20 protein-coding genes are annotated in these 23,983 nt (G+C 63.7%); 6 read left to right on the forward strand and 14 right to left on the reverse strand.

Annotation, left to right across the window (positions count from 1 at the left end):
- Positions 1 to 217 precede the first annotated feature (217 nt).
- Both G3N95_RS03255 and G3N95_RS03260 read right to left on the reverse strand, forming a co-directional pair.
- On the reverse strand, positions 218 to 1,213 hold the full coding sequence (locus G3N95_RS03255) for an alpha/beta hydrolase (RefSeq protein WP_205968498.1): 996 nt from the start codon (positions 1,211 to 1,213) through the stop codon (positions 218 to 220).
- Between the two features lie 241 nt (positions 1,214 to 1,454).
- Positions 1,455 to 4,388 carry a winged helix-turn-helix domain-containing protein gene (locus tag G3N95_RS03260; RefSeq protein ID WP_205968499.1) on the reverse strand — a complete coding sequence of 978 codons (2,934 nt, stop codon included), beginning with the start codon at positions 4,386 to 4,388 and terminating at the stop codon, positions 1,455 to 1,457.
- Positions 4,389 to 4,875: 487 nt separating this feature from the next.
- Between G3N95_RS03260 and G3N95_RS03265 the strand changes: the two genes are divergently transcribed.
- Positions 4,876 to 5,790 (forward strand): AraC family transcriptional regulator, encoded by a 915-nt coding sequence (locus tag G3N95_RS03265; RefSeq protein ID WP_205968500.1) that lies wholly within the window; start codon positions 4,876 to 4,878, stop codon positions 5,788 to 5,790.
- 219 nt (positions 5,791 to 6,009) lie between these two features.
- Positions 6,010 to 6,930 (forward strand): LysR family transcriptional regulator, encoded by a 921-nt coding sequence (locus G3N95_RS03270; RefSeq protein ID WP_205968501.1) that lies wholly within the window; start codon positions 6,010 to 6,012, stop codon positions 6,928 to 6,930.
- 17 nt (positions 6,931 to 6,947) lie between these two features.
- Here G3N95_RS03270 and G3N95_RS03275 read toward each other — a convergent pair whose 3' ends face one another.
- From G3N95_RS03275 to G3N95_RS03290, 4 genes are all read right to left on the reverse strand, one after another.
- Positions 6,948 to 8,954 carry a winged helix-turn-helix domain-containing protein gene (locus tag G3N95_RS03275; protein ID WP_205968502.1) on the reverse strand — a complete coding sequence of 669 codons (2,007 nt, stop codon included), beginning with the start codon at positions 8,952 to 8,954 and terminating at the stop codon, positions 6,948 to 6,950.
- A gap of 259 nt (positions 8,955 to 9,213) precedes the next feature.
- Positions 9,214 to 10,146 (reverse strand): MBL fold metallo-hydrolase, encoded by a 933-nt coding sequence (locus G3N95_RS03280; RefSeq protein WP_241018223.1) that lies wholly within the window; start codon positions 10,144 to 10,146, stop codon positions 9,214 to 9,216.
- A 132-nt stretch (positions 10,147 to 10,278) separates the two neighbouring features.
- Positions 10,279 to 12,009: an FAD-dependent oxidoreductase gene (locus tag G3N95_RS03285; protein ID WP_205968504.1), complete on the reverse strand. Its 1,731-nt coding sequence runs from the start codon at positions 12,007 to 12,009 to the stop codon at positions 10,279 to 10,281.
- Positions 12,010 to 12,051: 42 nt separating this feature from the next.
- Complete coding sequence (locus tag G3N95_RS03290) at positions 12,052 to 12,693, reverse strand: HD domain-containing protein (RefSeq protein ID WP_205968505.1); 642 nt, start codon at positions 12,691 to 12,693, stop codon at positions 12,052 to 12,054.
- Between the two features lie 545 nt (positions 12,694 to 13,238).
- On the opposite strand from G3N95_RS03290, the gene G3N95_RS03295 reads away from it, so the two are divergent.
- Both G3N95_RS03295 and G3N95_RS03300 read left to right on the forward strand, forming a co-directional pair.
- Complete coding sequence (locus G3N95_RS03295; RefSeq protein WP_241018181.1) at positions 13,239 to 13,682, forward strand: LysR substrate-binding domain-containing protein; 444 nt, start codon at positions 13,239 to 13,241, stop codon at positions 13,680 to 13,682.
- Complete coding sequence (locus G3N95_RS03300; RefSeq protein WP_241018182.1) at positions 13,679 to 14,032, forward strand: hypothetical protein; 354 nt, start codon at positions 13,679 to 13,681, stop codon at positions 14,030 to 14,032. The genes G3N95_RS03295 and G3N95_RS03300 overlap by 4 nt, the downstream gene beginning before the upstream one ends.
- A gap of 100 nt (positions 14,033 to 14,132) precedes the next feature.
- Here G3N95_RS03300 and G3N95_RS03305 read toward each other — a convergent pair whose 3' ends face one another.
- The 7 genes from G3N95_RS03305 to G3N95_RS03335 all read right to left on the reverse strand — a co-directional run bounded on the left by G3N95_RS03305 (position 14,133) and on the right by G3N95_RS03335 (position 21,159).
- Positions 14,133 to 14,318 carry a hypothetical protein gene (locus tag G3N95_RS03305; protein ID WP_205968506.1) on the reverse strand — a complete coding sequence of 62 codons (186 nt, stop codon included), beginning with the start codon at positions 14,316 to 14,318 and terminating at the stop codon, positions 14,133 to 14,135.
- Between the two features lie 153 nt (positions 14,319 to 14,471).
- A complete protein-coding gene (locus G3N95_RS03310) occupies positions 14,472 to 14,858 on the reverse strand; it encodes a DUF3331 domain-containing protein (protein WP_205968507.1) in 387 nt (128 codons plus the stop codon).
- 67 nt (positions 14,859 to 14,925) lie between these two features.
- Positions 14,926 to 15,885 (reverse strand): AraC family transcriptional regulator, encoded by a 960-nt coding sequence (locus G3N95_RS03315; RefSeq protein WP_205968508.1) that lies wholly within the window; start codon positions 15,883 to 15,885, stop codon positions 14,926 to 14,928.
- 355 nt (positions 15,886 to 16,240) lie between these two features.
- Complete coding sequence (locus G3N95_RS03320) at positions 16,241 to 16,915, reverse strand: response regulator (RefSeq protein WP_205968509.1); 675 nt, start codon at positions 16,913 to 16,915, stop codon at positions 16,241 to 16,243.
- On the reverse strand, positions 16,905 to 19,106 hold the full coding sequence (locus tag G3N95_RS03325) for a PAS domain S-box protein (protein ID WP_205968510.1): 2,202 nt from the start codon (positions 19,104 to 19,106) through the stop codon (positions 16,905 to 16,907). The genes G3N95_RS03320 and G3N95_RS03325 overlap by 11 nt, the downstream gene beginning before the upstream one ends.
- A gap of 247 nt (positions 19,107 to 19,353) precedes the next feature.
- The gene (locus G3N95_RS03330; RefSeq protein WP_205968511.1) at positions 19,354 to 19,737 is read right to left on the reverse strand and encodes a response regulator; all 384 of its coding nucleotides are present in this window, start codon (positions 19,735 to 19,737) and stop codon (positions 19,354 to 19,356) included.
- Between the two features lie 495 nt (positions 19,738 to 20,232).
- The gene (locus G3N95_RS03335) at positions 20,233 to 21,159 is read right to left on the reverse strand and encodes a PilZ domain-containing protein (protein WP_205968512.1); all 927 of its coding nucleotides are present in this window, start codon (positions 21,157 to 21,159) and stop codon (positions 20,233 to 20,235) included.
- A 351-nt stretch (positions 21,160 to 21,510) separates the two neighbouring features.
- Between G3N95_RS03335 and G3N95_RS03340 the strand changes: the two genes are divergently transcribed.
- The gene (locus tag G3N95_RS03340) at positions 21,511 to 21,936 is read left to right on the forward strand and encodes a VOC family protein (protein ID WP_205968513.1); all 426 of its coding nucleotides are present in this window, start codon (positions 21,511 to 21,513) and stop codon (positions 21,934 to 21,936) included.
- A 150-nt stretch (positions 21,937 to 22,086) separates the two neighbouring features.
- A complete protein-coding gene (locus tag G3N95_RS03345) occupies positions 22,087 to 23,034 on the forward strand; it encodes a LysR family transcriptional regulator (RefSeq protein ID WP_205968514.1) in 948 nt (315 codons plus the stop codon).
- A gap of 9 nt (positions 23,035 to 23,043) precedes the next feature.
- Here G3N95_RS03345 and G3N95_RS03350 read toward each other — a convergent pair whose 3' ends face one another.
- Positions 23,044 to 23,931, reverse strand: coding sequence for a LysR family transcriptional regulator (locus G3N95_RS03350; RefSeq protein WP_205968515.1), 888 nt, complete (start codon positions 23,929 to 23,931; stop codon positions 23,044 to 23,046).
- Positions 23,932 to 23,983 lie beyond the last annotated feature (52 nt).

Genomic DNA, 23,983 nt, shown 5'->3' on the forward strand with positions numbered 1-23,983 from the left:
TGAATACTGTGGAGCTTGCAACGGCCGTTGCGCAAACCTGCAAGGCTCACACTATACGATGCCAGGTCGACATGGGCTGTGAAGCGTGACAGCCATGATGGGTGTGAGCGGATAAAGAAACGCGAAACAGTGTACAACGAACAAAAGCCGCCCTGCATGGCGCGCGGGCGGCTTTCGATACAGCGCATCGCAGCTCGCGCCGCAACGCTTCGGGTGCTTAGACCTTCAGGAACGACAGCAGATCGGCGTTGACCTGTTCGACATGCGTGCTGCACATGCCGTGCGGCGCGCCTGCATAGACCTTCAGCGTCGCGTTCTTCACTAGCTTCGAGGCGAGCTTCGCCGAGTCGTCGATCGGCACGATCTGGTCGTCGTCGCCGTGCAGGAACAGCGTCGGCACGTCGATCTTCTTCAGGTCGTCCGTATAGTCGACTTCGGAGAACTGTTTGATGCACTCGTACTGGCCTTTGATCGAGCCTTCCATGCCCTGGCGCCAGAAGTCCTGGATCAGCCCTTGCGAAACCTTGGCGTTCGGGCGGTTGAAGCCATAGAACGGCGTCGCGAGATCCAGATAGAACTGCGAGCGGTTGGCGGCGACGCCTGCCCGGATACCATCGAATACGGACATCGCCAGGCCGCCGGGGTTGGCTTGCGTCTTCAGCATCAGCGGCGGCACCGCGCCGATCAGCACCGCTTTCGCGACGCGCTTCGAACCATGACGGCCGATGTAATGCGCGACTTCGCCGCCACCCGTCGAATGGCCGACCAGCATCGCGTTCTTCACGTCGAGGGCGTCGAGCACGGCGGCCAGGTCGTCCGCATAGGTGTCCATGTCGTTGCCGCCCGACGACTGACCCGAGCGGCCATGTCCGCGGCGATCGTGCGCGATCACGCGATAGCCCTGGTTCACGAGGAACAGCATCTGCGGATCCCACGCATCGGCGCTCAGCGGCCAGCCGTGCGAGAAGACGACGGGCGTGCCCGTGCCCCAGTCCTTGAAGAAAATCTCCGTGCCGTCCTTCGCCTTCACGAAGCTGCCACCTTGGTGATGTACGCGCTGCGCGTGACCGCCCGTGGTCGCGCTGCTGGCCGTGCCCGCTGCATTGGCCGCGAGGCTCGACATGGCCGCCACGGCCCCCGCCATCGTCGCCCCTGCCGACAGCAGCCTGCGCCGCGATTCCGATGGTGCGGCCGTGTAGCTCTGCGTGCTCATATGTTGTTCTCCGTCGTTGCATCGCATCGCGCAGGCTTGCGCGGCGATGGTGTTGTCGATGACCGGACACAGCCGGCAAGCCGGCTTGTCACGAGTGACGGAGCTTAACGATGTGTAACGCCAAAGTCCTTGCGTGCGGCTTAAACGTCCTTAAACGCAGACAGGCGGTCCGCCGGGCACAATGACGTTAAGGAATTTTCAGGCGAGGCTAGACAGTCGAAGCGATCAAACTAGACGCGCTTCACATGTCGCCGGCCATGACGGGCTGTCCGCTATCCGCATCGAGATCGTGCGACTGGCGTGCCGCGCGTGCGTCGTGCAGCAGTTGCGCGAACCGGCGGATATCGGGCGCGTTCGATTGCACGTCGAGACGCGTGCCCATGTCGGCAAGCAACGACGAAGCGCGTGCCGTCTCGCCCCGTTCGAGCAGATGATCCACGAAGTTCAGCACCGCGCGCAGTTCGAGCATCGGCGCATGCTGCTCTCTCGCCGTCTGCATCGCGTCGAGCAGATGGCGCCGCCCGTCCGTTTCGAACTCGTCGGCCATCGACGCGCGGCCGCTCGACTGGATCGCCCGCGCATGCTCCAGTGCCGTCACGCCCTGCACGCGCTGCAACTCCGCGATGAAGAAATGCTCGCCATGCGCGTGGCAGTGCTCCAGCGCCTCGTCGAGCCGGGTCCGCGCCTCGGCGATGCGCCCCGTGCGCGTCAGCGCCTCCGCGCAGATCGCGATCGTCGGCGTCAATACGCGCCGGAAGCCGCACGACATCAAACGTTGCAGCGCCGGTTCGAGCTTCGCGAGACCGGCCTGCGGATGTCCCTGAAGAATATCGAGGTGACCCGCGTGACACTCGGCATACGCTTGCCAGATTTCGAAGCGGTTCAATGCGACCTGCGATTGCAGCACAGCGAGATAGCGCGATGCCGTTTCGAGTTGGCCGCATTGCAGCGCGATGGGCACGGCGGCCACCGCCAGCACGTGACTGAGCGACGGCTCCAGCATGTCGGGCCGAATCGAATTGACGATCTTCTCGACGAGCTGCATCGCCTGCTCGGGATGCCCCTGCATCCACACGATCCGCGCGAGCGTGCCGTTGCCGAAGTTGAACGGATCGACGGGAAGGTCGACGCAATCCGTCGCGGCCGCGCCGAGTTCCGTCAGCCCAGCGATGGCCCGCTCCAGCCGCGCCCGCGCCTGCTCCTGCTCGCCGAAGCAATGCAGCGAGACGGCGATCATCTCGGCGCCGAGTATCTGCTGCCACGGCGTGCCGCAACGCTCCGCAAACGCCTGGAAGCGCGTCGCGAAGCGGAACGACGCGTGTATGTCCGAACACGCGAGCGTCGAATTCCATGCACCCCATAGCGCACGCGCCTCGAAGGCCTCGTCGCGTGCCTCGCGCGCGAGCACCAGCACGCGTTTCCACAATGGGGCCGCCTCGTGTATCGCGCCGCCCGCATGCAACAGCGTCGATGCATACGCGGAACACAAGCGCATTTCGCAGAGCGTGTCCACGGAACCGGGCGGCAGTGCGTCGAGCGCTGCCAGCGCGCGTCCCGAACGCTCATGACATTCGTGCAGCAGCGCGCCCTGCATCAGGGTGCCCACGAGCGAGCCCGCCAGCGCGACGCCAAGCGCCGCATTGCCGCCCGGCGAGAACGCCCATTCGAAAGCGGCACGCGCGTCGTCGAGCGCGAGGCGTGGCTCGGCGGCGGGAAGTCCCTGCGCGGTATCGCCGACAGGCATCTTGCCGTGCTCGATCCGCTCTTGCAGGTACTGCATGTGCCGCGACGCGATGCGCTGCAGTTCGCCTTCGTCGCGCAGCTTTTCCATCGCATAGGCGCGCGTCGATTCCGTCAGCCGGTATTGCGCGATCGCGCCGTAGAACTCGACGGACAACAGCGACTTGGTGGCCAGTTCGCTCAGGCTGGAGATAACGGCCGCGATGGGCATGTCGGGCTCGGTGGCGACGGTGCAGACGGCGTCGAACGTGAACGCGCCCGCGAAGAAGCCGAGCCGCCGGAACAGCATCCGCGAAGTCGCGTCGAGCAACGCGTAGCTCCAGTCGAAGGTCGCGCGCAGCGTCTGATGGCGCGGCAGCGCCGAGCGCAGGCCGCCCGTCAGCAGATTCAGGCGATCGTCGAGGCGCGACGCCACGCCTTCGACGCCGAGCGTCGCCACGCGCGCGGCCGCGAGTTCGATCGCAAGCGGAAGGCCTTCGAGCCGCCGGCAGATTTCGCCGATGAGTCGTATGGCATCTTCGTCTGCCTCGCATTCGGGCGCGACCGACTTCGCCCGGTTCAGAAACAGTTCGACGGCCGAATGCGCGAGGATCGCGCTGATAGAGGCGTGGTTCGCGGAATCGATCGCGGGCACCGCGAGCGGCTCGACGCGAAACACCGACTCTGCCCAGATATGCAAGGGCTCACGGCTCGTCACCAGCACGCGAAGCGCATGGGCGCGCGCGGTGAGCGCTTCGACGAGCGTCGCGATCACGTCGATCACGTGCTCGGCATTGTCGAGTACGAGCACGCACGGCGCCGCAGCAAGCACGTCGGCGAGGCGCTCCTGCGTCAGATATTCGTCGGAGGCGTCGATCCGCAATGCGCCCGCGAGCGTCTTCAGCACGGCCTCGCGCGTCGACGCCCTCGCCAGTTCGACGAAGCACACCGGCTCGCCGAAGCGGTCGCGCATCTCCCGCGCGACATGAACGGCGAGACATGTCTTGCCGATGCCGCCCGCGCCGATCAGCGTGACGACGGAGGCCTGTCCCAAACGGTCGACGATCTGCGCGACTTCTATGTGACGGCCGACCAGCGTCACCGGGCAGGCAGGCAGTCCGCCGCTCGACGGCGTGCCGCTCTGGCGCTCCGCCGCGCGCGCGTGACGGCTCTCCGACACGAGCATATAGCCGCGTCCCGGCACGGTCTTGATGAGTTCGCGGTCCGCGCCGAACAGCTTGCGCAGCGCCGCGATATGCACCTGAAGCCGGTTCTCTTCGACGATGGAACCCGGCCACACGGCATCCATGATCGCGTCCTTCGACACGATGCCGCCGTCCGCGCGATACAGCACTTCGAGAATGTCGAAAGCACGGGCGCCGATCCGCACCGGTCGGCCCTGCTGACGAATCTCTCGCTGTTCGAAGTTGACGAGCAATGTGCCGATCTGAATCATGGCCTCTCCAGCAAACGCTGTTCGCGAATTCGATGGACCGATGGTGTGCACCTGGTTGAAGGTCGGGGATCGGGCGTGCGTGTCGTCGCCGCGAGCGTGTTCATTGGCTGCGCGTATTGCGCCGTCACGCGGCCCACTAATTGGGCTGTGTCGACAGGGCAAATGGGCGGGTTAAAACAGAAATATCTGAAAGAGATTGTAAACAGGCCGTCACCAAGTGTCTTGAATAATAGTGACCTGATTAGACATTGTGAGGACTTTTTTGCCGTTCTGAGGCCGGCTTCACATCTTGCGCATTGCGTCCGGGTAACATCCGCAAGCAGGCAAATTCAGCCAAAATAGCCGCCCGCTCAAAGCACGGGAATCGTCCCGGCATATGGACATATAAGCCGGCAAACACACTTTGATTAATTTGGCCATGTTTTTCTTCAGTGTAAACTGGCGCCGATTATGTTTCACTGGCAATGCATGAATCGAGGAAATGCCCATGTCGACTTGCGCCCATCCTGCAGCAGCCGCGCCGCCCAAGCCAAAGGACACCCTTGGATGCGTGTCGAGCAAATTGCGCAAGGACATCGAACTGGATATCGGCGACATACGCTTCTATCGCAAATGCATGGACGATGCGCATCTGGATCGCGTCGCGATGCCCGCCTGCGATCGGGGTTTTCTGGTCGGCATTTCGCTGAACAGCGGGCATCGACGGAATATCTTTAACGGCGAGCGCACTGTCACTAAACGGTTCGAATCGGATTCGATTTATATCCGCGATTTCTCAGAAGATTATCGCGCGGATCTATATGGGAATTTCGACTTCGTACTGGTCGAATTATCGCGTGCATTCTTCACACGGCTGAGCGACGAAACGGGCGGTCACGGCATCAGCGGGCTCACGTGCGCGCTCGAACAGAAAGATCCCGTGCTCGGCCACCTCGCGCGTGCGCTCGATGGTCACCTCGCCCACTACAGCGCAAACGGCTCGCTGTTCGTCGAGCAGATGAGCGTCGTCGTCGGCACGCACCTCGCGCAGCGCTACGGCAATCTGCGCAAGACGAGTCCGCGCGCGAAAGGCGCGCTGTCGCACGCGCATGAGGCGCGCGCGAAGGAACTGCTGATCGAGCGCTCACGCAACGGCGCATCCATCGCCGACGTCGCGAGCGAATGCAATCTGTCGCGCGGCTATTTCATCCGCGCCTTCACGCGCGCCACGGGGCGCACGCCGCATCAGTGGCTGCTCGAACAACGGGTGATGGAGGCACGGCAACTGATCGGCGCCACCGACATGACGTTGACCGAAATCGCGAGCTTCTGCGGCTTCGCGGATCAAAGCCATCTGAGCCGCGTGTTCCTGAAAGCGGTCGGCATGTCGCCGGGCGCATGGCGGCGCGCGGCGGGACGTTAGACGCGCGCGTCGCGACGGTGTGTTGCTGTTCGAATGCAACGTGACGATGCAGGTCATCCCCGCGTGGGGTGTGCGAAACGGCCTCGCATCGATTGCCGAATCGCACGCTCATGCCTGCGTCCGGCAAACGGCAAACAATGGATTCATGTATTGCGCCAACACGCGCGCGACTGCATGCTATCGGCGACGATCCATTGAACGCTTCACACGACGCCATTCATGAACCTCTCTTTCGAAGTCCTCCAGGCACTCGACGCGATCGATCGCACGGGCACGTTCGCCGCCGCTGCGGAAGAACTGCACAAAGTCCCGTCGTCGTTGACGTATCTCGTGCAGAAGCTGGAGGTCGATCTGGGCGTCAAGCTGTTCGAGCGCAGCGGGCGCCGCGCGAAGCTCACGCATGCGGGCCGTGTGATCGTCGAGGAAGGGCGGCGCCTGCTCGAAGCCGCTCGCGAACTCGAACAGAAAGCGAAGCGCATCGAGCACGGCTGGGAGTCGGAGTTGCGCGTGGCCGTCGACGAGATCATTCCATTCGATCTGATCTGGCCTCACGTCACCGACTTCTACAAGCTCAATCTCGGCACGCGGCTGCTGTTGTCGAAAGAAACGCTCGGCGGAACATGGGATGCGTTGATCACGCGGCGCGCGGATCTTGTCGTGGGCGCAGCGGGCGATCCGCCGCCCATCGCCAATCTCGTCGCGAAGCCGATCGGCTCGCTGAAACATGCGTTCGTGGTCGCACCCGGCCATCCGCTGGCGTCGGCTGCCGAACCATTGACGATCGACACCGTCGCGCGTCATCGCGCGGTCGCGATCAGCGATACGTCGCGCAAGCTCGCGCCGCGCACGATCGCACTCGCCGCCAATCAGGAAGTGCTCACCGTGCCGACGCTCGACGCGAAGCTCGCCGCGCAGATCAAGGGCCTGGGCGTGGGGACGGTGCCCGAGTGTATCGCGGCGGGACCGATCAATCGCGGCCAGTTGGTACGCAAGGAAGTCTGCGGCATGCGCGACGTCACGCAGTTCTTTCTTGCATGGCGCGACGACGAAGCAGGCAAGGCGCTACGCTGGTGGGTCGATCAACTCGACCGGCACGATCTCATCGACGATGTCGCGCAACGTCTCGCGGTCATGGGGTGAGCGCTGCGCTCAACGCTTCATGCGTACTTGCTCGACGGCATGAAGCTCAAAAGCCGCGTCGACGCATCGGCACGCCGGCGCTCGCCTGATGCGCCGACCGGCTTCTGCACCAACCCTTTCGCTTGCAACAGCAATTGCCCTGCGTCCTTGAAGTCGTCGAAGTCGTCGAAGTCGCGGCCTTCGCACACATTCGCACATGCCGAATGCAGCAGTTGCGCAGCGCGCGCCTCGAATGTCTCGTCGCCCGACTCCAGCACCTCTTTCCAGATCGCATGTGTCTCGGCATTGGGCCCGTGTACGAGCACAAGCGACGCGCCGAGCGCCGCAAGTAGACGCACCCGCGCGCGCATGCGCGTCGACGCGCAATCTGAGTCGTGCGTGGCCGGCAACGCAGCGAGCGAGCGCCGCGCCCACACGCAGCACTCGTCGATCAGCGACAGCTCATGGAACAGAAAGACGGCATTGACAGGCAACGTGTCGCGCAACGCCTCGTCGCCATCATCGGACAACACCCACGCAAGCGCAGCGCGCACCTCGTCGAGCAGCGCCGGCATCCGGCTGCGCCAGCTTTCGCCAGCCGTCTTTCCCGCTGAGCCGCCATCAATCAGCCCCGACAGATAGCGCGCGTGATTCAGCGCGACCATGCGCCGTTCGCCGTTGTCGTCGAGCTTTTGCAGCGCGTACATACGCGTCGTCTCCAGCAGGCGGAACGCAGCATGGCCCGGCTCCGTGCTTGCAACCACCAGCGACTTCTCGACCAGCGACGCCATCGCGACGACCACATCGAGTTCGCGCAACACGCTGTCCGCTGCAACGGCAATCGCGGCTTCGAGCGGAAAGCGGTCGGCGAACAGACCGACACGGCGCAGCGTCTTGCGCTCGGCTTCGTCGAGCAGCGCATGACTCCAGTCGAGCGTCGCCTTGAGCGTCTGATGGCGCGGCAGCGCGGTGCGCGTGCCGCCCGTCAACATGCCGAAGCGGTCGTCGAGATGGGCAGCAAGCGTATCGATGCCGAGCACCGCCGCGCGCGCGGCCGCGAGTTCGATCGCAAGCGGAATGCCGTCGAGCCGCCGGCACACCATGCCCGTCACGTGGATGCTCGGCTCGTCGGCGGCGAAGCGCGCGTCGATCGCCCGCGCGCGCATCAGGAACAGGCTGACGGCGCTGCTGCGCAATACCTGCGGCGTGTCGTCGTTCGGCTCGGGCACGTCGAGTGCGGGAACCCAGTACAAGGTCTCGGATGGAATGCGCAACGGTTCACGGCTCGTCGACAGCACGCGCAACTGCGGACACGCGCTCAACAGATGGTGTGAAAGGTGCGCAGCGGCGTCGACCACATGCTCGCAGCTATCGAGCACGATCAGCATGCGCCGGCCGCCGATCGCTTCGACGAGGCGTTCGCGTGTCGAGTCACAGCCATCGGGATGCACGCCGATCACGGATGCGAGCATCGCCAGCACGCCGCACCTGTCCGACGCCGCGCTCAGCGAAACGAAATGAACACCGCCGGGCGCATGATCCATCAGGCGGCGCGCGACCTCGATCGCGACGCGTGTCTTGCCGATGCCGCCCGAGCCGAGCAGCGTCACGTGACTCGCTTTGCCGAGCGCATCGCACACGTGAGCGATCTCTTCATCGCGTCCGACCAGCGCAGAGCTGAATGCAGGCAGGTTGTGCGGCACGGCCGTTCGCCGCTCGACATTCGCGGTCTTTTCGTCGGCACGCTGTACGGTCGCCGCGCCGCGCACGAGCCGGTAACCACGACCCGGAATGGTCTTGATCAGGTCGCGGCTGTCGCCGAGCAGCTTGCGCAGCGCCGACATGTGCACCTGAAGATTGTTGTCGCCGACCACCGTTTCGGGCCACACGCGCTCCAGAATCGCGTCCTTCGACACCAGCCCGCCTTGCGCCTCGATCATCAATTCGAGTATGTCGAAGGCACGATTACCGATGCGCACCGTCTTGCCGTCGACACGCGCTTCACGGCGCGCAAGATCGATGTCGAGCGGTCCAATGCGGATCATGAGCGGATAGCGCAGGCATGCGCGCGCCACGCTTCACGGCGCGCGCCGCTGATTACGATTGGACAGGTACCGCTGGTCGAGCAGGACACGATGCGTAGCATGCGGCATACCGGTTGATGTGCTTGGCAGTCTAGAACGGCTCGGCTCGCGCATGGGTGGAAAAATCCGAACGATCCGTTCGAAAATTTTGAAGTCGGTGCGCGGGCATCCAGCAACACAGCGCGTCTGCGTAAGCGAGCACATCCGTCACGTGCGATCGTCATCGTCGCGGCGCGGCGTCGTAGTTGACGGGCACCCACTGATACGTCGCGCCGTCTTTGCGGATATGCCCGACACCCGGAAACGCGACATGCGCGGCGGCGACGAGATCGCGCCGTCCGGCAACGAGATCCAGCATGTCGCGCCGTGCGCGCTTCGCGTCGGCGGCGTCGCTGTCGTATTCGACGGAGGCCTGCGGGTGCTGCAACTGGATCGCCGCCACGTGCACGATGTCGCCCCACACGACGAGCCGTTGCGACGCGCTCTCGACGACATACGCACTGTGCCCCGGCGTATGACCGGGTACGACGAGCGCGCGTATGCCCGGCTCGATCGTCACATCGTTGCCGCTGAACGGCTTGAAGCGCCCTGCCGCGACATACGGCGCAACCGATGCGCTCGCACTGTCGAAGAAGCTGCCGAGAAAGGCGGGCGCCTTCGACCTGTTCGCGGGATTGAGCCAGTAGTCGGCTTCGGCCTGGCTGGTTCTAACGACGGCGTTCGGAAACGTCATCGCACCATTCGTCACGATGCCGCCCACGTGATCCTTGTGCAGATGCGTGAGCAGCACTTCATCGACGTCTTCGGGACGGTAACCCGACGCGCGCAGATTTGCGATCACCTTGCCGCAGCAATCGCCGTACAGCACGCCTGCGCCGGCATCGATCAACACGAGCTTCGATCCCGTGTTGATCAGGAACGCGTTGATCGACCCCTGCACGGGCGCTTGCAGGAACTCGCGGTCGAGATCGCGCTGGATATCCGCTTTCGACACGCCTTGCACGACGGTATCGATCGGGAACGGATGCGTGCCATCGGAAAGCGCCGTCACTTCCAGATCGCCTGCCGTCATCCGGTAGAAGCCGGGCGCTTGCGTGCCGGCCATCGGCGCGGCAGCGAATGCATCGACTGGCAAAGCCGCCGCACCGCACATGCACGACACGAACAGACACGCGCGCAGCCATGCTGCGCGCCATGCGTGAAGACTCTTCATGGGTTCTCTCTCACTCGCTTCGACATGCGCCGAAGCATAGCGAGTCCCACGCACAGCGGCGGCTAATTGTTCTTAAATGTTCTGTGCCGCCGTGTTGTATTGCGCGAGATACGCATGAATCTGACTGACGACGGCCGCGCCGTCGCCCACCGCGGACGCCACGCGTTTCGTCGATTCGGAGCGCACGTCACCCACCGCGAACATGCCGGGCAGACTCGTTTCGAGCGGATAGTGAATGCCGATATCGACGTGTGTCTGCGTGCGCCGCGCAAAGCCCGTCACGACAAAGCCGCGGCTATCGAGTTCGACGCCGCTCGACGCGAGCCAGTCTGTCTTCGGATCCGCGCCGATGAAGAGAAACAGATGGCGCGTTTCGATGATCTCGTCGTCCTCGCCTTCGCGCCGCACGTGAACGTGTGTCAGCCCGGCTTCATCTCCTTCGAGCGTCTTCAACGTGCAGCGCGTGCACACGGATACGTTGGGCAGCGAGCCGATCCGGTCGATCAGATACTTCGACATGCTCGCGTTCAGGTCCGCGCCGCGAATCAGCACGCGGATGCTGCGCGCGAAGTTGGCGAGAAACACGGTCGCTTGCCCCGCCGAATTACCGCCGCCCATCAGCACGATGTCCTGGCCTTTGACGAGCTTGGCCTCGATGGGCGACGCCCAGTAGTAGGTGCCGCGTCCTTCGTAACGGTCGAAGTCCGCGACGACGGGTTTCCGGTATGCCGCGCCGCTCGCGACGACGAGCGTGCGCGCGCTGACCTGCTGGCCGTCCATCAGCGTCAGCGCATAGGCGCCGTCCTGCGTATCGACGTTCATCACCTTGCCGGGTATCGCCAGATGCGCGCCGAACTTCAGCGCCTGCTGGAACGCGCGCGCCGCGAGCGCCTGGCCCGAGATGCCCGTCGGAAAGCCCAGATAGTTTTCGATGCGCGAACTCGCGCCTGCCTGGCCGCCCGGCGCACGCTGATCGAACACGGCAACCGACAGACCCTCCGTGGCCGCATAGACGGCGGCAGCGAGTCCCGCAGGCCCGGCACCGACGATCGCCACGTCGTAGATGTGCGAGCGTTCGAAGGTCGGCACGAGACCGAGGCATGACGCGAGCTGCGCTTCGTCGGGTGCGCGCAGCACGGAGCCGTTCGGGCAGAACACGAGCGGGAAGTCGTCAGGGCCCGTCGTGATGTCCGACAGCAGCGTCGCGGCTTCGACGTCATGGCGTGCGTCGATCACCATCGCGGGATATGCATTGCGGCGCAGAAAACCCTGCAATCTGACCAGCCGCGCATCGTCGCCGTTGCCGACGATGATCGGCCCCAGTCCCTGTTCGATCAGACCCAGCCGGCGAAGAATCAGCGCGCGCATGATGTGCTCGCCGAGTTGCGCATCGGCGACGATCAACGCACGCAATTTTTCCGGCGAGACCACGAGCGTTTCGCAATCGGTCAACGCAACGCCGTCGATCAGCGCGGGCTTGCCCGACAGTTGCGCCATCTCGGCCATGAAATGCCCGTCGTCGTGTTCTGTCACGAGCGTCGAGCGGCCGAAGCTGTCGCGCGAAAAGATCCGTACGCGCCCATGCAGCAGCACGAACAGCCCCAGCGCAATGCGGCCTGTTTCGAAGATCAGCGCGCCCGCCTTGAACGACATCGGCTGCGCGAAGCGGCGCAGGCTGCCGATTTCCGCAGCGGACAGCCGCGGAAACATCTGATGCTGGCGATACTCCAGCGACGAATAGGGCATCGCCAGGTCCGGCGCGGCCGCATCGGGCGAGGTAGAGAGAAGTGCCGGGGTATTCATCGATCAACCTTGACTGAATGTTCTGATGTGGCGGGCATCCGCCTAGTTCGGCCACTCCGATCCCAGCACCAGCCCGCAGAAATTGAGGCGCCGGTAGTCCGGATCCCATCGGTCGAGCACGTCCGCGTTGACGGTGCCGAAAGTCGTCTCGGGACGATGCTCCATGCCGCGCGCGTACGCTTCGATCAGCTTCGTCTTGAAGCCGCGTTCGCGCGGAAACGCCTGCACGATGGCGTCGCGCTGTTGCGAAGTGAACTCGAAATAGCGTGTGCCTCGTATGTCCATCTGCACGCCCGCGCTGACGAGCAACACGAGCGCGGACATGTGGTCGGGAATGCCCGGCGTGGTATGCAGCGCAATCGCGTTCCAGACATCTTCCGCCGCGAATTCGTCGACGCCACGTCCGAGCAGGAACTCGCGGGCTTCGTTCGCGCTATCGACCTCGAACCGGTTCGGCGAACGGCTGTAGCGCATGTGCAAGCCGACGTTGTGGAATAGCGTGCCGACATAGAGCAGGTCCGGATCGAATTCGAGCGCCTCCCTGACGCCCGTCAGAGCAGCGAACAGAAATGCACGCAGCGCGTGATGCAACAGCAGTTCGGATTCGATGCCGCGAACGTGATCGAATGCGGCCCGGGCCAGCGCGGTCTCGGGTATGTCGACGCCGGCAATATTCCTGTTCATCCAGTCTCCTCCGCGCCGGACGATGCCCCGGCCATATGCTCCCGTGCAGCCGGCTCTTCCGACGCATCGTGCAGCGTAGCAATACGGGGTAGAGAATACTTTGTCGGATCATTAAAAAACCTTAATACGTACGGTGAATTTACGTGCTTCACGTTCAGACGGGGCTCGCTTTTCCGGTTCGACATGCGCTGCCTATGCGCTCGACATCGCGCGGCGCGCGCGACGAAACAGATCGCGCTTTCACTAAACACGTTGCTGCATGCGATGCGCGCGCGGGCACATCGCGCGCGGCTCCCGGCTTTAAATTTTCTGAAACGCGCGCCGTCCGGGCGGTCACGCTTTGCGGCCCCCGTCGACAGGAAAAGATGCAGCGCGTGAACCCATCCACCTATACCAACGTATGAAGTGTTGACTACCTGGATTAAGCGGGCGTCCCAACGTACGATGGTCCATTCGTTCGCCTCGTTCTATCTTTCTCTCAAGCGGTGAAGCGTCATATTCCGCACCAGAGAAAACAGATCGGACAGCACGAGGTGAACGGTTTCATGGACAAGATCTTGAGCATGCGCATCTTCTCGCGCGCCGTATCGTCGCTCGAAGACCATCTGCAGGCGAGACTCCTGCAACGGACGACGCGCAAGATATCGCTGACGGAACCCGGCGAGCGCTACTACCAGAAGTGCAAGAAGATTCTCGCGGACCTCGAAGATGCCGAGGCCGAAGCGGGCGCAGGCGTCGCGGCATTGCCCGTGCACTGCGTGACCGACGACATCCGCGACGGCAGGCCGGTGCAGTTGTTTCCCGAATCGCGCCTTCAAAATACGGGCGTATTTGCCGTTTATTCAAGCAGGCATCACATCGACGCGAAGATCAGGACGTTTATCGAGTTTCTGACTTCGCACCTGAGAGCCGCGCTCGACAGCCGTCTTTTCAACGAGCACTCCAATCAGACCTTCGGTTGTCTCGCGCGCGTAGTGGAGAATGCATGATGCGCACCATCGCCTTTCCCCGTTTCCGGGCTACCTATGTGATCGCAGCGTGCAGCGTCGCGCTGGCAGCGACCGGTGCATACCAGGCGCCGGGACTGATGCAGGCCATTCTCGTGGTCGGTGCGAACGCGCAATTGCCGCTGGAACGGCTCGCCGCGCAGGCCGATGCAAAGGCACCTGTTGCGGACGCCACTGTTTCTTCGACGGCATGGAAAGAACATGTGGCGCCCCAGGCGAGGCCTGCGGTACAAAAGCGCGATGAGTCCGGCCAGTCGATGCGCAACCGCCATGGCCGTCACGAAACGCACGGCTATGAGCGCGGCGTGACGGACTACAAATACTGGACGTAGATCGAACCGCACGCGCCTGCGTGGCGCTCGCCGTATCTTCGCCGATACGCTCCGTTACCTCGCTGGATCCGGCATCTCTGCGCTACGGCCGCGCGCACTCTCACCCGCCGCCGCTTCCCGATCGATCCCGCTTGTCTTTACCCGGTTTTTCGTCATCGGATTCGATGCGCGTCGTGCCGCCTTGCGCCGGTGCGTCACTCGCAGGAAACGAGTCTTCGATTGCCTCGTCCACGCGATGCTCCGGCTTCTCGCTAGTCGGGTTCTGTTCCTTCTTCGTGCTGGACATGTTCGCCTCCACTTCCAATGGTCGAAGTAGTTTCGCCTGAGCAAAGCACGTTCCCCGCTTTGCAGCGCCGCGGAATCCCGTCTAAATGGCGACGCCAGGCTACACGTCCATCAGCACGCGCGGCCCCACGCCGCGCGAAAGCGGCACGCACATTCACAGGATCGCCGCGTCGCGCAGCACGCGAGCGAGGATCATCGCGTCCGCATTGACGGGCGCGGGGCGCGGATTCGGCTTGTACACGGCGTCGCCGGGATGGATAGCCTGCCCGCTCATCGCGCAGAAGCCCGACATGCGAGCACGCGCCATGCGCCAGACCTGGTCGCCGAAACAGCCGCGCGTCGAATCGCGCCACGCGATCGTAGCCGTCGACGGCGTCGGCCGGTCAATCAGCGTCACCGCGGCGCCGAAGCGTCCATCGGCGCAATGTGTCTTGCGACGCGACTGCGCGCGCCCTTCCACGTCAGCCATCAGGCGGGAAGGCGTGTTCAGCAGGCCGATGGTCTGCGTCCACGGATCCATCGCGTTTGCGTTTGCCAGCATGTGGAAACTCCTTTGGAAAGCGATCGGTTCAGGCATTGCTTCTGGATTGTCGGAGGAACGGCGCCGCTCAGCGTGCGCCGCCGGCCTTCTCTTTCCAGCGGTGCGGCGTCTCGCCGACGAACCTCTTGAAGACCGTCGTGAAGTGCGCCTGCGAACGGAATCCGCAACCAAGCGCGACATCCATCACGTTGTGCTTCGACGTCACGAGCAGATGCTGTGCGTGCTCGACACGGCGGCGCAGCAGATATTCATGCGGACGCAGAGCCGTTGCACGGCGGAATTGCGCGGCGAAATGCATGCGCGTGAGACCCGCGCTCGATGCGATCTCGGCAAGGCCGATGGGTTCGGCGAGATGCGCATCGACGAATTCGATCACGCGGTTCATGCGCCACTGCGGCAGCGGCGCGGCTTCGCGCGCACGCCGCGCCGCACCGGCAAAATGACGGGCGACGACGCGCGACACGATGGCGAGGCTCACGCTGTCGGTGAAGATCTTGCCGAGCGCGGCGTCGTTGCTCTGCGAAACGGCCAGCGCCTGACCGAGTCGTTCAAGCACCGGGTCGCGGATCAGTTCGGGATCGTCGAGCACGATGTCGCCGTCGCGCGTGTGCTGGAACAGATCCTCGTAGCACTCGCCGAGCACCTGTTGCGAAACGAACAGATGCAGCACATCGGCGGACGATGCGAACACCGCTTTGGTCGGCACGCCGGGCGCCGTCACCTGCACCGCACCGGCAGTCAGGCGGCCATGCACGAGCCGGCGGCCGGCGTGATCGAATGTGAGCGCCGCGCACTTCAGATTCAGCCCGATGCAGTGATCGGCGACGCTGCCTTCGTTCGCCACCGCGAGAGGTGCGTTGCCCGCGTGTGTCCAGCGCGCGACGACGACGTTGCCGCCACGCGCCGCCATATCGAAAGCCGAGGCGTTCATGCGCCGCCAATGCTCTTCCGCGACGATGGAAGGCGCCGGGCACCGGGAGACGACATCGGCGAGGTGAGCGGGTAGATCGAGCATAGTGGAGGTCATCGCAGGTCCATCCGATTCAGTGATGTGATTGCGGCCCGAAACAGCGGCGCCGCGATGAATCAAAGTTAATCGCACGGAACCGGCGCGCCTAGCCGTACATACGGTTGCTCACACAGTCGAATGGTTGAATCAACCTATATGAAGGTTTAATAGACGTGCAGCCCGACGCATGCGGACGCGGACGCCTTCACGATGCGCGCGAACGCGTGCGTCCTGTCGCCGCACTCGCGCGAGAACCGAACAGAAACAAGGGAGAAAAGAAGCAGGAAGAGACCCGAAACGAACGCTTTGCCGCGTTCGCTACGCACTCGGGAAGGAAGAGACGGGACAGCGATCGCCAGCCCGCCAGGGAGCCTCAGGGACCGCGGTGCGTGCGCGGCGACGTGCCGGAATCGAGCGACTTCACGCCGAGCGCTTCCGCCTTCAGAACGAAATCGGCGAGCGAACGGGACTCCATCTTTTTCATCGCCTGGCCGCGATGGATCTTCACGGTGATCTCGCTGAGGTTCATCTCGGCGGCGATCTGCTTGTTCATCAGGCCGCTTGCGACAAAGGCCATCACCTCGCGCTCGCGCGGCGTCAGCGACTCGTACATGCGCCGCAGCTCCGACACCGAACGTTCGGACTTCCTGCGCGCTTCGTCTTTCGCGAGCGCACTGGCGACGGCGTCGAGCATGTCCTGATCGCGGAACGGCTTGGCGAGGAAGTCCATCGCGCCCGCCTTCATCGCCTTCACGGACATCGCGATGTCGCCGTGCGCCGTCATGAAGATGATGGGCACGCGCACGTCGCCCGCCGCGATCTGCTCCTGCACGGCGAGACCGCTCTGGCCTTTGAGGCGTACGTCGAGAATCAGGCAGCTCGGCATATCGGGCTTGTCGAACGACAGGAACTCCTGCGCGGATGCGAACGTCTCGACCCGCAAGCCCACCGAGCGCAGCAGCATCGAGACGGCCGCGCGCATCGAATCGTCGTCGTCGACGACATAGACGATCGACGGATTCGCGTCGTTCATTTCATCACTGCTCATCGCACGTTCCTTTATCGATCGGCAACACGAATTGCATCGTCGCGCCCCGCCCTTCTTCGGACTCGGCCCAGATACGCCCGCCATGCGCCTCGACGATGGACCGGCAGATGGACAGACCCATGCCCATCCCATCTGCCTTCGTCGTGAAGAACGCGTTGAACAGCCGCCCGACACTCTCCCCGCTGATACCCGTTCCCGAATCTTCGACGGCGACCTGCCCGTAATGCCCGTCCACGCGGCGCGTGCCGATCCGCATATGCCGCGCGCGCCCCGTCACGCCCGCCATTGCCTGCACGCCATTCATCACGAGATTGATGACGACCTGCTGCAACTGCACGCGATCGCCGCACACGAACAGCGGCGGCTCCGCGTAGCTCGCTTCCAGTTCGACCCTTGCGGCATCGAGTTCGCGCCGCACGAGCTCGATCGATTCTCTCACGATACCGTTCAGGTCGAGCACCGCCTGGCTCGGGTCGCGCTTCTGCGCCATCGCGCGAATCTGCCTGATCACGTCGCTCGCGCGCTTCGCGTCGCGCACCATTTGACTGATCGATTGGCCCACTTCGCCGAGATCGGGCTTCGCGCGATTCAGCCAGCGCGTAGCGGCATCGCCCGCCGTGACGATCGCAGCGAGCGGTTGCGTGACTTCGTGCGCGATCGACGCGGCCAGTTCGCCGAGCATCGTCACGCGCGTCACGTGCGCGAGTTCCGCCGTCGAGCGGTCGAGCGCGTCCTGCGCGAGCTGCCGCTCCGTCACGTCCATCAGCGCGCCCACGTATTCGATGTTCGCCGACTGCGGCACGGCCAGATGCGCGACGTAGTGCACGTACTTGATGCGGCCATCGGGCATCTGCAGCCTGTGCTCGACGTCGACATAAGGCGCGCCCGACAGACCCGCAGCGTAGGCATCGCGCACGCGCGCGAGATCGTCGGGATGCGTGCGCGCGAGAATCAGCTGCATGGCGGGCATGTAATCGGGCGAATATTCGAAGATCCGGTAGACCTCGTCGGACCACCACATGTCGCCTGCCGGCAGCCGCGTCGCGATACTGCCCGTGCGGCTCAGACGCTGCGCGTCGGACAGGAAAGCCTCGCTGCGCTCCAGCGCCTGCTCGGCCTGCTTGCGCTCTTCGATGTCGGTATTCACGCCGTACCAGCGCAGGATGCGGCCGTCCTGATCGCGCAGCGGCTCGGCGCCGATATGCATCCATCGGTACGCGCCATTGCTCTGGCGAATCCGCGCCACGTTCTCGAACGGCTTGCCCGTTGCGATCGCGCCGCGCCACGCCGCGTGCATCGCGGACCAGTCGTCGGGATGCACGATCGATGTCCACACTTCGCCGCTATTACCAGCGAGCGTGATGCCGAGTTCGTTCCAGCGCCGGTTGATGTAGCTCAGCTCGCCGTCGCGCGACGAACTCCAGACCATGCCCGGAATCGCGTCGATGGTCGCGCGCAGTTCTTCCTGCTGCCTCAGCAACTCGGCTTCCATGCGCTTGCGCACCGTGATGTCGTTGTTGGTGGCGAGCACCGCGCGCGGCCTGCCCTTGTCGTCGCGCCATAGTGCGAAGCGGCTCGACACGATGACCGAACTGCCGTCGCTGCGCACGCGCTCCAGTTCGCCTTCCCAGCGCCCTTTGCGCACCACTTCGTCGCGCAGTGCGTCGATGGGAATGGACGACGAGGTGCGGGTCAGTTCGTGAATGCGCTGGCCGATCGCCTGGTTCGCAGTCCAGCCGTACAGTTCTTCCGCGCCCTGATTCCAGAACGTGATGCGGTCGCTCATGTCGTAGGCGACGATCGCGTCGTGCGTCAGGTTGAGCAGCTGGATCTGCTCCTGCAGCCGTGCCGTGTTCGCCTGATTGCGCAGCGCGAGAAAGGACGTCGTACCGATTGCGAGCAGACTCACGACGCAGCGCGCGATCGAGCCGCCCGAGTAGTTCACGTCGTGCGACATCATGAACGCGACGAGCGTCAGCACGACGCAGGTGCAGGCAGTGGCGATTGCGGCCTGGCGCGAGCCCGTCGACGCAACCAGCAGCACCACGACCACGTACAGCACGGCAATGGCGATATCGAGCGGTGTCAGCGCGTCGATCACGAAGACGGTCACGCCGACGACGACGGCAAGCGCAAAGAGAATGCGCGCGTCGCGAGGCGACGTCATGCCTGCGCCCTGACGGAACATCATGAGGCTCCGTGCATGCGATGTGTCGCATGGCTGTGGGGCGGACGGCACATCTTCGGCATAGGCATTCCTCGCGAGCGTTTGTCTGCGGGCGGCGCAACCCCGATTCGCGCCGCTGCATGCGCCGCCCGACAGTCGGACATCCAGGAAGCCGGCCCATTTCGATCCGGATTGCAGTGTATCCGAACGCCTCGAAATCCTCTGACATGGGGTCGCGGCGCGGCGACGCGCGCCCGCCTCCGCGTCTGCCTCATTCGCCGCCGGCTCTGCCGGGCCCTATCTTCGCGAGACAGCGCGATACCTCGCCGCCGTCGACGGGCTTGGTCAGCACGCACATCGCGCCCAGGTCGAGCGCCTGGCGGCGCACCGCGTCGGATGCGAAAGCGGAGATGAAAATGATGGGCTGCGTGACGCCCATTTCCAGCAAGTGACGATACATGTCGAGACCGCTCATGCCGGGCATCTGCACATCGGAGATGATGCAGGCCACATTGCTCGCGATGCCGGATGCGAGAAACGCCTCGGCCGATGCATAGAGCCGGACATCCCAATCCAGCGAACGAACGAGGCTCGACATCGCGATACGGACGGATTCGTCGTCGTCGATGACTGAAGCGATCGGGTGGTTGTGCAAGCGTCTTTCCTCGGCCGTTAGTTGACAACGGCACGCTGCTGCGTAATGCCGTTCATGGTGAGTTCATCTTATGGGAACAGGGCCGCCGCGAGAATCATATGTAGGTATAGTTCTGCCAGCCTTGTGGGTTGCGAGCCCCGCCCCGTCTGGCTGTGCGGCCTGCGTTCGGGCTCGCCCGCTTCATTCGCCGTGCATTTCCGGCGCTGCGCGTGCCTTACGTAAACTGATGCGTGGACGGGTAGAGGCGATCGGCCGGAATGGCCGCGCCGTGCAGTCGCGGCGGGGCAAAACATCGACCACTTTCCGTGCGCGCGACGTGAGCGGCATCGCTTCGATTACGACGAAAGTGTGACAGCGCTTAAGCATCTCTTCATGTTTCAGCGCCTATGATCCAAACCGGTTCCCGTGCACCCCCTCGTAACCACGAGAACCCATTTAGCCGACGAGAACGTCGGCTTTTTTTCGTCCCGGCCTGAACGCAGCCGGATCGAAAACCTAAGCGAAGCCGCCGTTGTGCAACGGATTGCGCTCGGCGGGCACGGCCCCCGTCAGCACATCCATCACATAGTCTTTCACCAGTGCGCGCACGTCGCCCGACGTGTTGCCGAACTCGGCGCCCACCAGGGTTTCCCCGCCCTTCGTGCGGCGGTTGCGCGCGATGCAGTTGAGCGGTGCCGTGCGCACGCGGCCCGCACGCGAGAGCGGCAACGACAGCTTGAAATGTTCTCCGGGCGCGAGCGAATTCGAGTTCACGAGCAGGCCGACGCCGGCCGCGCTCAGATCGACAGCACGGACTTCCGTACCCGCCATCGGCCGGTCGTTTCTCGACAGGTGCGCCGTCACGTCGATGCCGATACGCACGTGCCGACGCAGCGCACGCGAGCGGACTTCCGTTGGATAGCGCAGATACAGCACGTCGAACGGCGTCGCATGACGGCCGATGACTTCCGATTCGAACGCATGCCGGTAGCGTCCCGCGATGAATTGGCCTTCGACGGCCTCGCCTGGCGCGAACGCGGGATCGACATCCTTGCCCGCGAGCAGCAGGCTGACATCGTCGAGCACGCCGACGAAGCGCGTGCGCGAAGAGATGGCCGGACCGCTGGCCAGTGTGATCACGAAGTCTTCGGGGGTGCAGCCCGCCTGGGGAAATGGGCCGACGAATGTCTGCTCGTCGTGATCGCGCCGCGTGCGAGCGGCGGGTGCAGCCGCGCCGTCTTCCTGCGCAGGCAGCGTGTCGCTGCGGCGTTCGCCGGGAAGCAGATGCCTGAACGGTCCTAACGCAAAGAGTCGCTCGCATTGCTCCGCGCTCTGAACGATGTGCCCGCGGCCCATCAGCAGCTTGCCGTCCGCCGTATAGACGGAAAACGGCAGCGGAACTCCGATCGTGACTTCCCGTTGCGACAGCGGCACCAACGGCATGACTCGTTCTCTCCTCTCAGTAGCTTCTTTGGCTTTTTTACTGCATCGCGATTGCGCGGATGCATACAACCGGCAAGTATGCACGACGCCGCGCCTATGACCAACTGGCAAACGTTTGTCTGCGTCGATTGTTTCCACAGAAGAAAAAGCGCCGGATCGCACGCGATGCCAGGATCGCAACACTTCCTTTCCCGCCGCTCAAGAATTTTCGCGGCAGGGCGTCCCTATAATGACCACCATCGGCCACGACGGGTGCCCGGCTTTTGCCTCGGCGCGTTTCGCGTGCTATCACTGCGTAGCGCCCCTGCGTCGCGAAAGCCGCGCCCAAAACACTGCACAGGAAGACTCGACATGACTACCCAGGCACTTACCGCCGGCATCGATCACGTTGGACTGAGCGTTCGCGATCTGAACCTGACACGCGATTTCTTCGTGGAATGCCTGCACTGGACCCAGGTCGGCGAAAGGCCGGAGTACCCCGCTGCCTTCGTATCGGATGGGCACGTGATGGTGACGTTGTGGCAAATCACGAATCAGGACAGGCGCGTCGAGTTCGATCGCAAGAGCAACGTCGGCTTGCATCACCTTGCGTTGCGCGTCGGCAGCGAAGCAGCACTCGACGAAATTTTCAGGCGCGTTTCGCAGTGGCCCGGCGTGAAGGTCGAGTTTGCGCCCGAGAATCTGGGCCCGGGACCCAAGCGTCACACGATGATCTATGAACCTGGCGGCATCCGGCTCGAGTTCGATTTCGATCCGCGCTTGCAAGCGGCCGGCTAAGACGACTATTCCATTACCGCCAGACAAGCCCGTGATGACCGGCTATCACCGCGGGTGATACCCCTATCAAAACAAACCGCGCGTTCTCCTCGTGATCTGTTGCTAGAGTGGTGCCAGTGCAGTTCAGCGGCAACGGAGCAGAGGTTGAACATGGACCAGCTTTATATGTTGAAGGCGTTCGTCTCGGCGGCGCAGCATCAGAGTTTCAGCAAGGCGGCTGCCTCGCTGGGCGTGACGACGGGTTCCATTTCAAAGGCGATTGCGAAGCTGGAAGCATCCATCCAGACGCGCGTGCTTCATCGCACCACACGCTCCGTCACGCTGACGGAAGAGGCGCAATCCTACTACCTGAGCTGCTGCCGGCTGCTCGAAGAACTCGAAGAAGCGAATCGCCGCATCATGCGCGAACGTGAGGTGGACAGCGGCAAGCTGCGTCTCGTGATTCATCCGATGCTCGTCAGCGATACGTTCTCGCAGTTTCTGTCGAGCTATCGCGAGGTTGCGCCGAATGTGAACCTCGTCGTGTCCGTGCACGAGGGCGCCGTCAATCTCTACGACGGACAGTTCGACATGGCGATGCTGCCGCCGCATCAGGTCGAACAGTCGGCCGTGATTCGCAGAACCTTGTTCAGGTCGTCGCGTTCGCTCGTCGCGTCCGCCGACTATCTCGCGCAGCGCGGCATACCCCGGCGCGCCGCTGATCTGTCCGAGCACTTCCTGCTGCTGCCGACGCAATCACGCCAGCGCAACACGAACTACGTGCAGATGAGCGAAAACGGCGCACCCGTTCAGGTGATTCCGATGTCGTCGATGGATGGCAATGACGTGTTGCTGCGCGCAGCGGCACTCGCGGGCGCCGGCATCGCGGAGTTACCCGAAGCGATTGCGCGTGAAGATGTGGCGATGGGCAAGCTGGTTCCCGTATTGCCCAACTGTTCGATCTCGGACAGCGAAGTCGAAGTTTGTCTGTTCTATTCGCATCGGGAATTGCTGCCCGCGCGCTTCAGGACATTCGTCGACTTTTGCACAGAGTTCTTTCGCCTCAACGGCGCACGGCGCCGCATGCCGTTTCTCCATGCCGAGCAGCGGGCCGCTTGAGCAGCTAATCTAGGCAGCCGCCATCACGGGGCCAAGCTGCGAACGGGTGACTTCGACGAAAGCCTGCATCGCGCTTGAAACATACGCGTCGTGACGACGGATGAACAGCGTGGCCACCTGCGCCTTCTCGGGCGGCAACCCATGAAGCGCGACGATCCCCTGCTCGGCCGCGTTGGCAACTACACCGCGCGGCAATAACGTCACGCCGATCCCCGCCGCGACGCACGCGATGATCGCATCGAGCGAGCCGAATTCGAGTGGCGTGGCCGTGACGATGCCCTTCTCCGCAAGCAGCGCTTCGAGCCGCTGACGGTACGAACAACCCAGTCTGAACACGATCGTCTTGAGGTCGGGCGACGCGGGCAGCGCATCGATCGAGCGCACGTTGCGCGACGTCACGAGCACCAGTTCTTCCTGGAAGATCATCTCGGCATGCAGATCGGGATGATCGACGGGGCCGGCAACAAATGCACCGTCGAGCCGGCACGCGGCGACGTCTTCCGTGAGACTGCAACTCGTGCCCGTGGTCAGCGACAGGCGCACATCCGGATAGATCCCTGCGAAGTTGCTGAGGATGGGCGACAGGCGCAGCGCCGCCGTCGTTTCGAGCGTGCCCAGCGCGAGCGCGCCTGCGGGCGGGCCATCGTCGAGCGCGGCGAGTCGCGCATCCGCGAGCAGCTTGGCGATACGCGCAGCGTACGGCAGCATCCGTTGACCCGCGGGCGTCAGACTCACGCCGCGCACGTGCCGTTGAAACAGCGCGACACCGATCTCGCGTTCGAGAGAGCGGATTCGTGCTGTCACGTTGGACTGAACGGTGTGAAGTTCGACAGCCGCCCGGTTCATGCTGCCATGACGGGCCACTGCCTCGAAGACCTTGAGGTCGGCGACATCCATGCTGGGTACCTCGATGAATTCCCTAAGGCCTTTGCGCGGCCTACGGGTCGAC

It is taken from the genome of Paraburkholderia sp. Tr-20389 (assembly GCF_017104565.1).
Classification (GTDB): domain Bacteria; phylum Pseudomonadota; class Gammaproteobacteria; order Burkholderiales; family Burkholderiaceae; genus Paraburkholderia.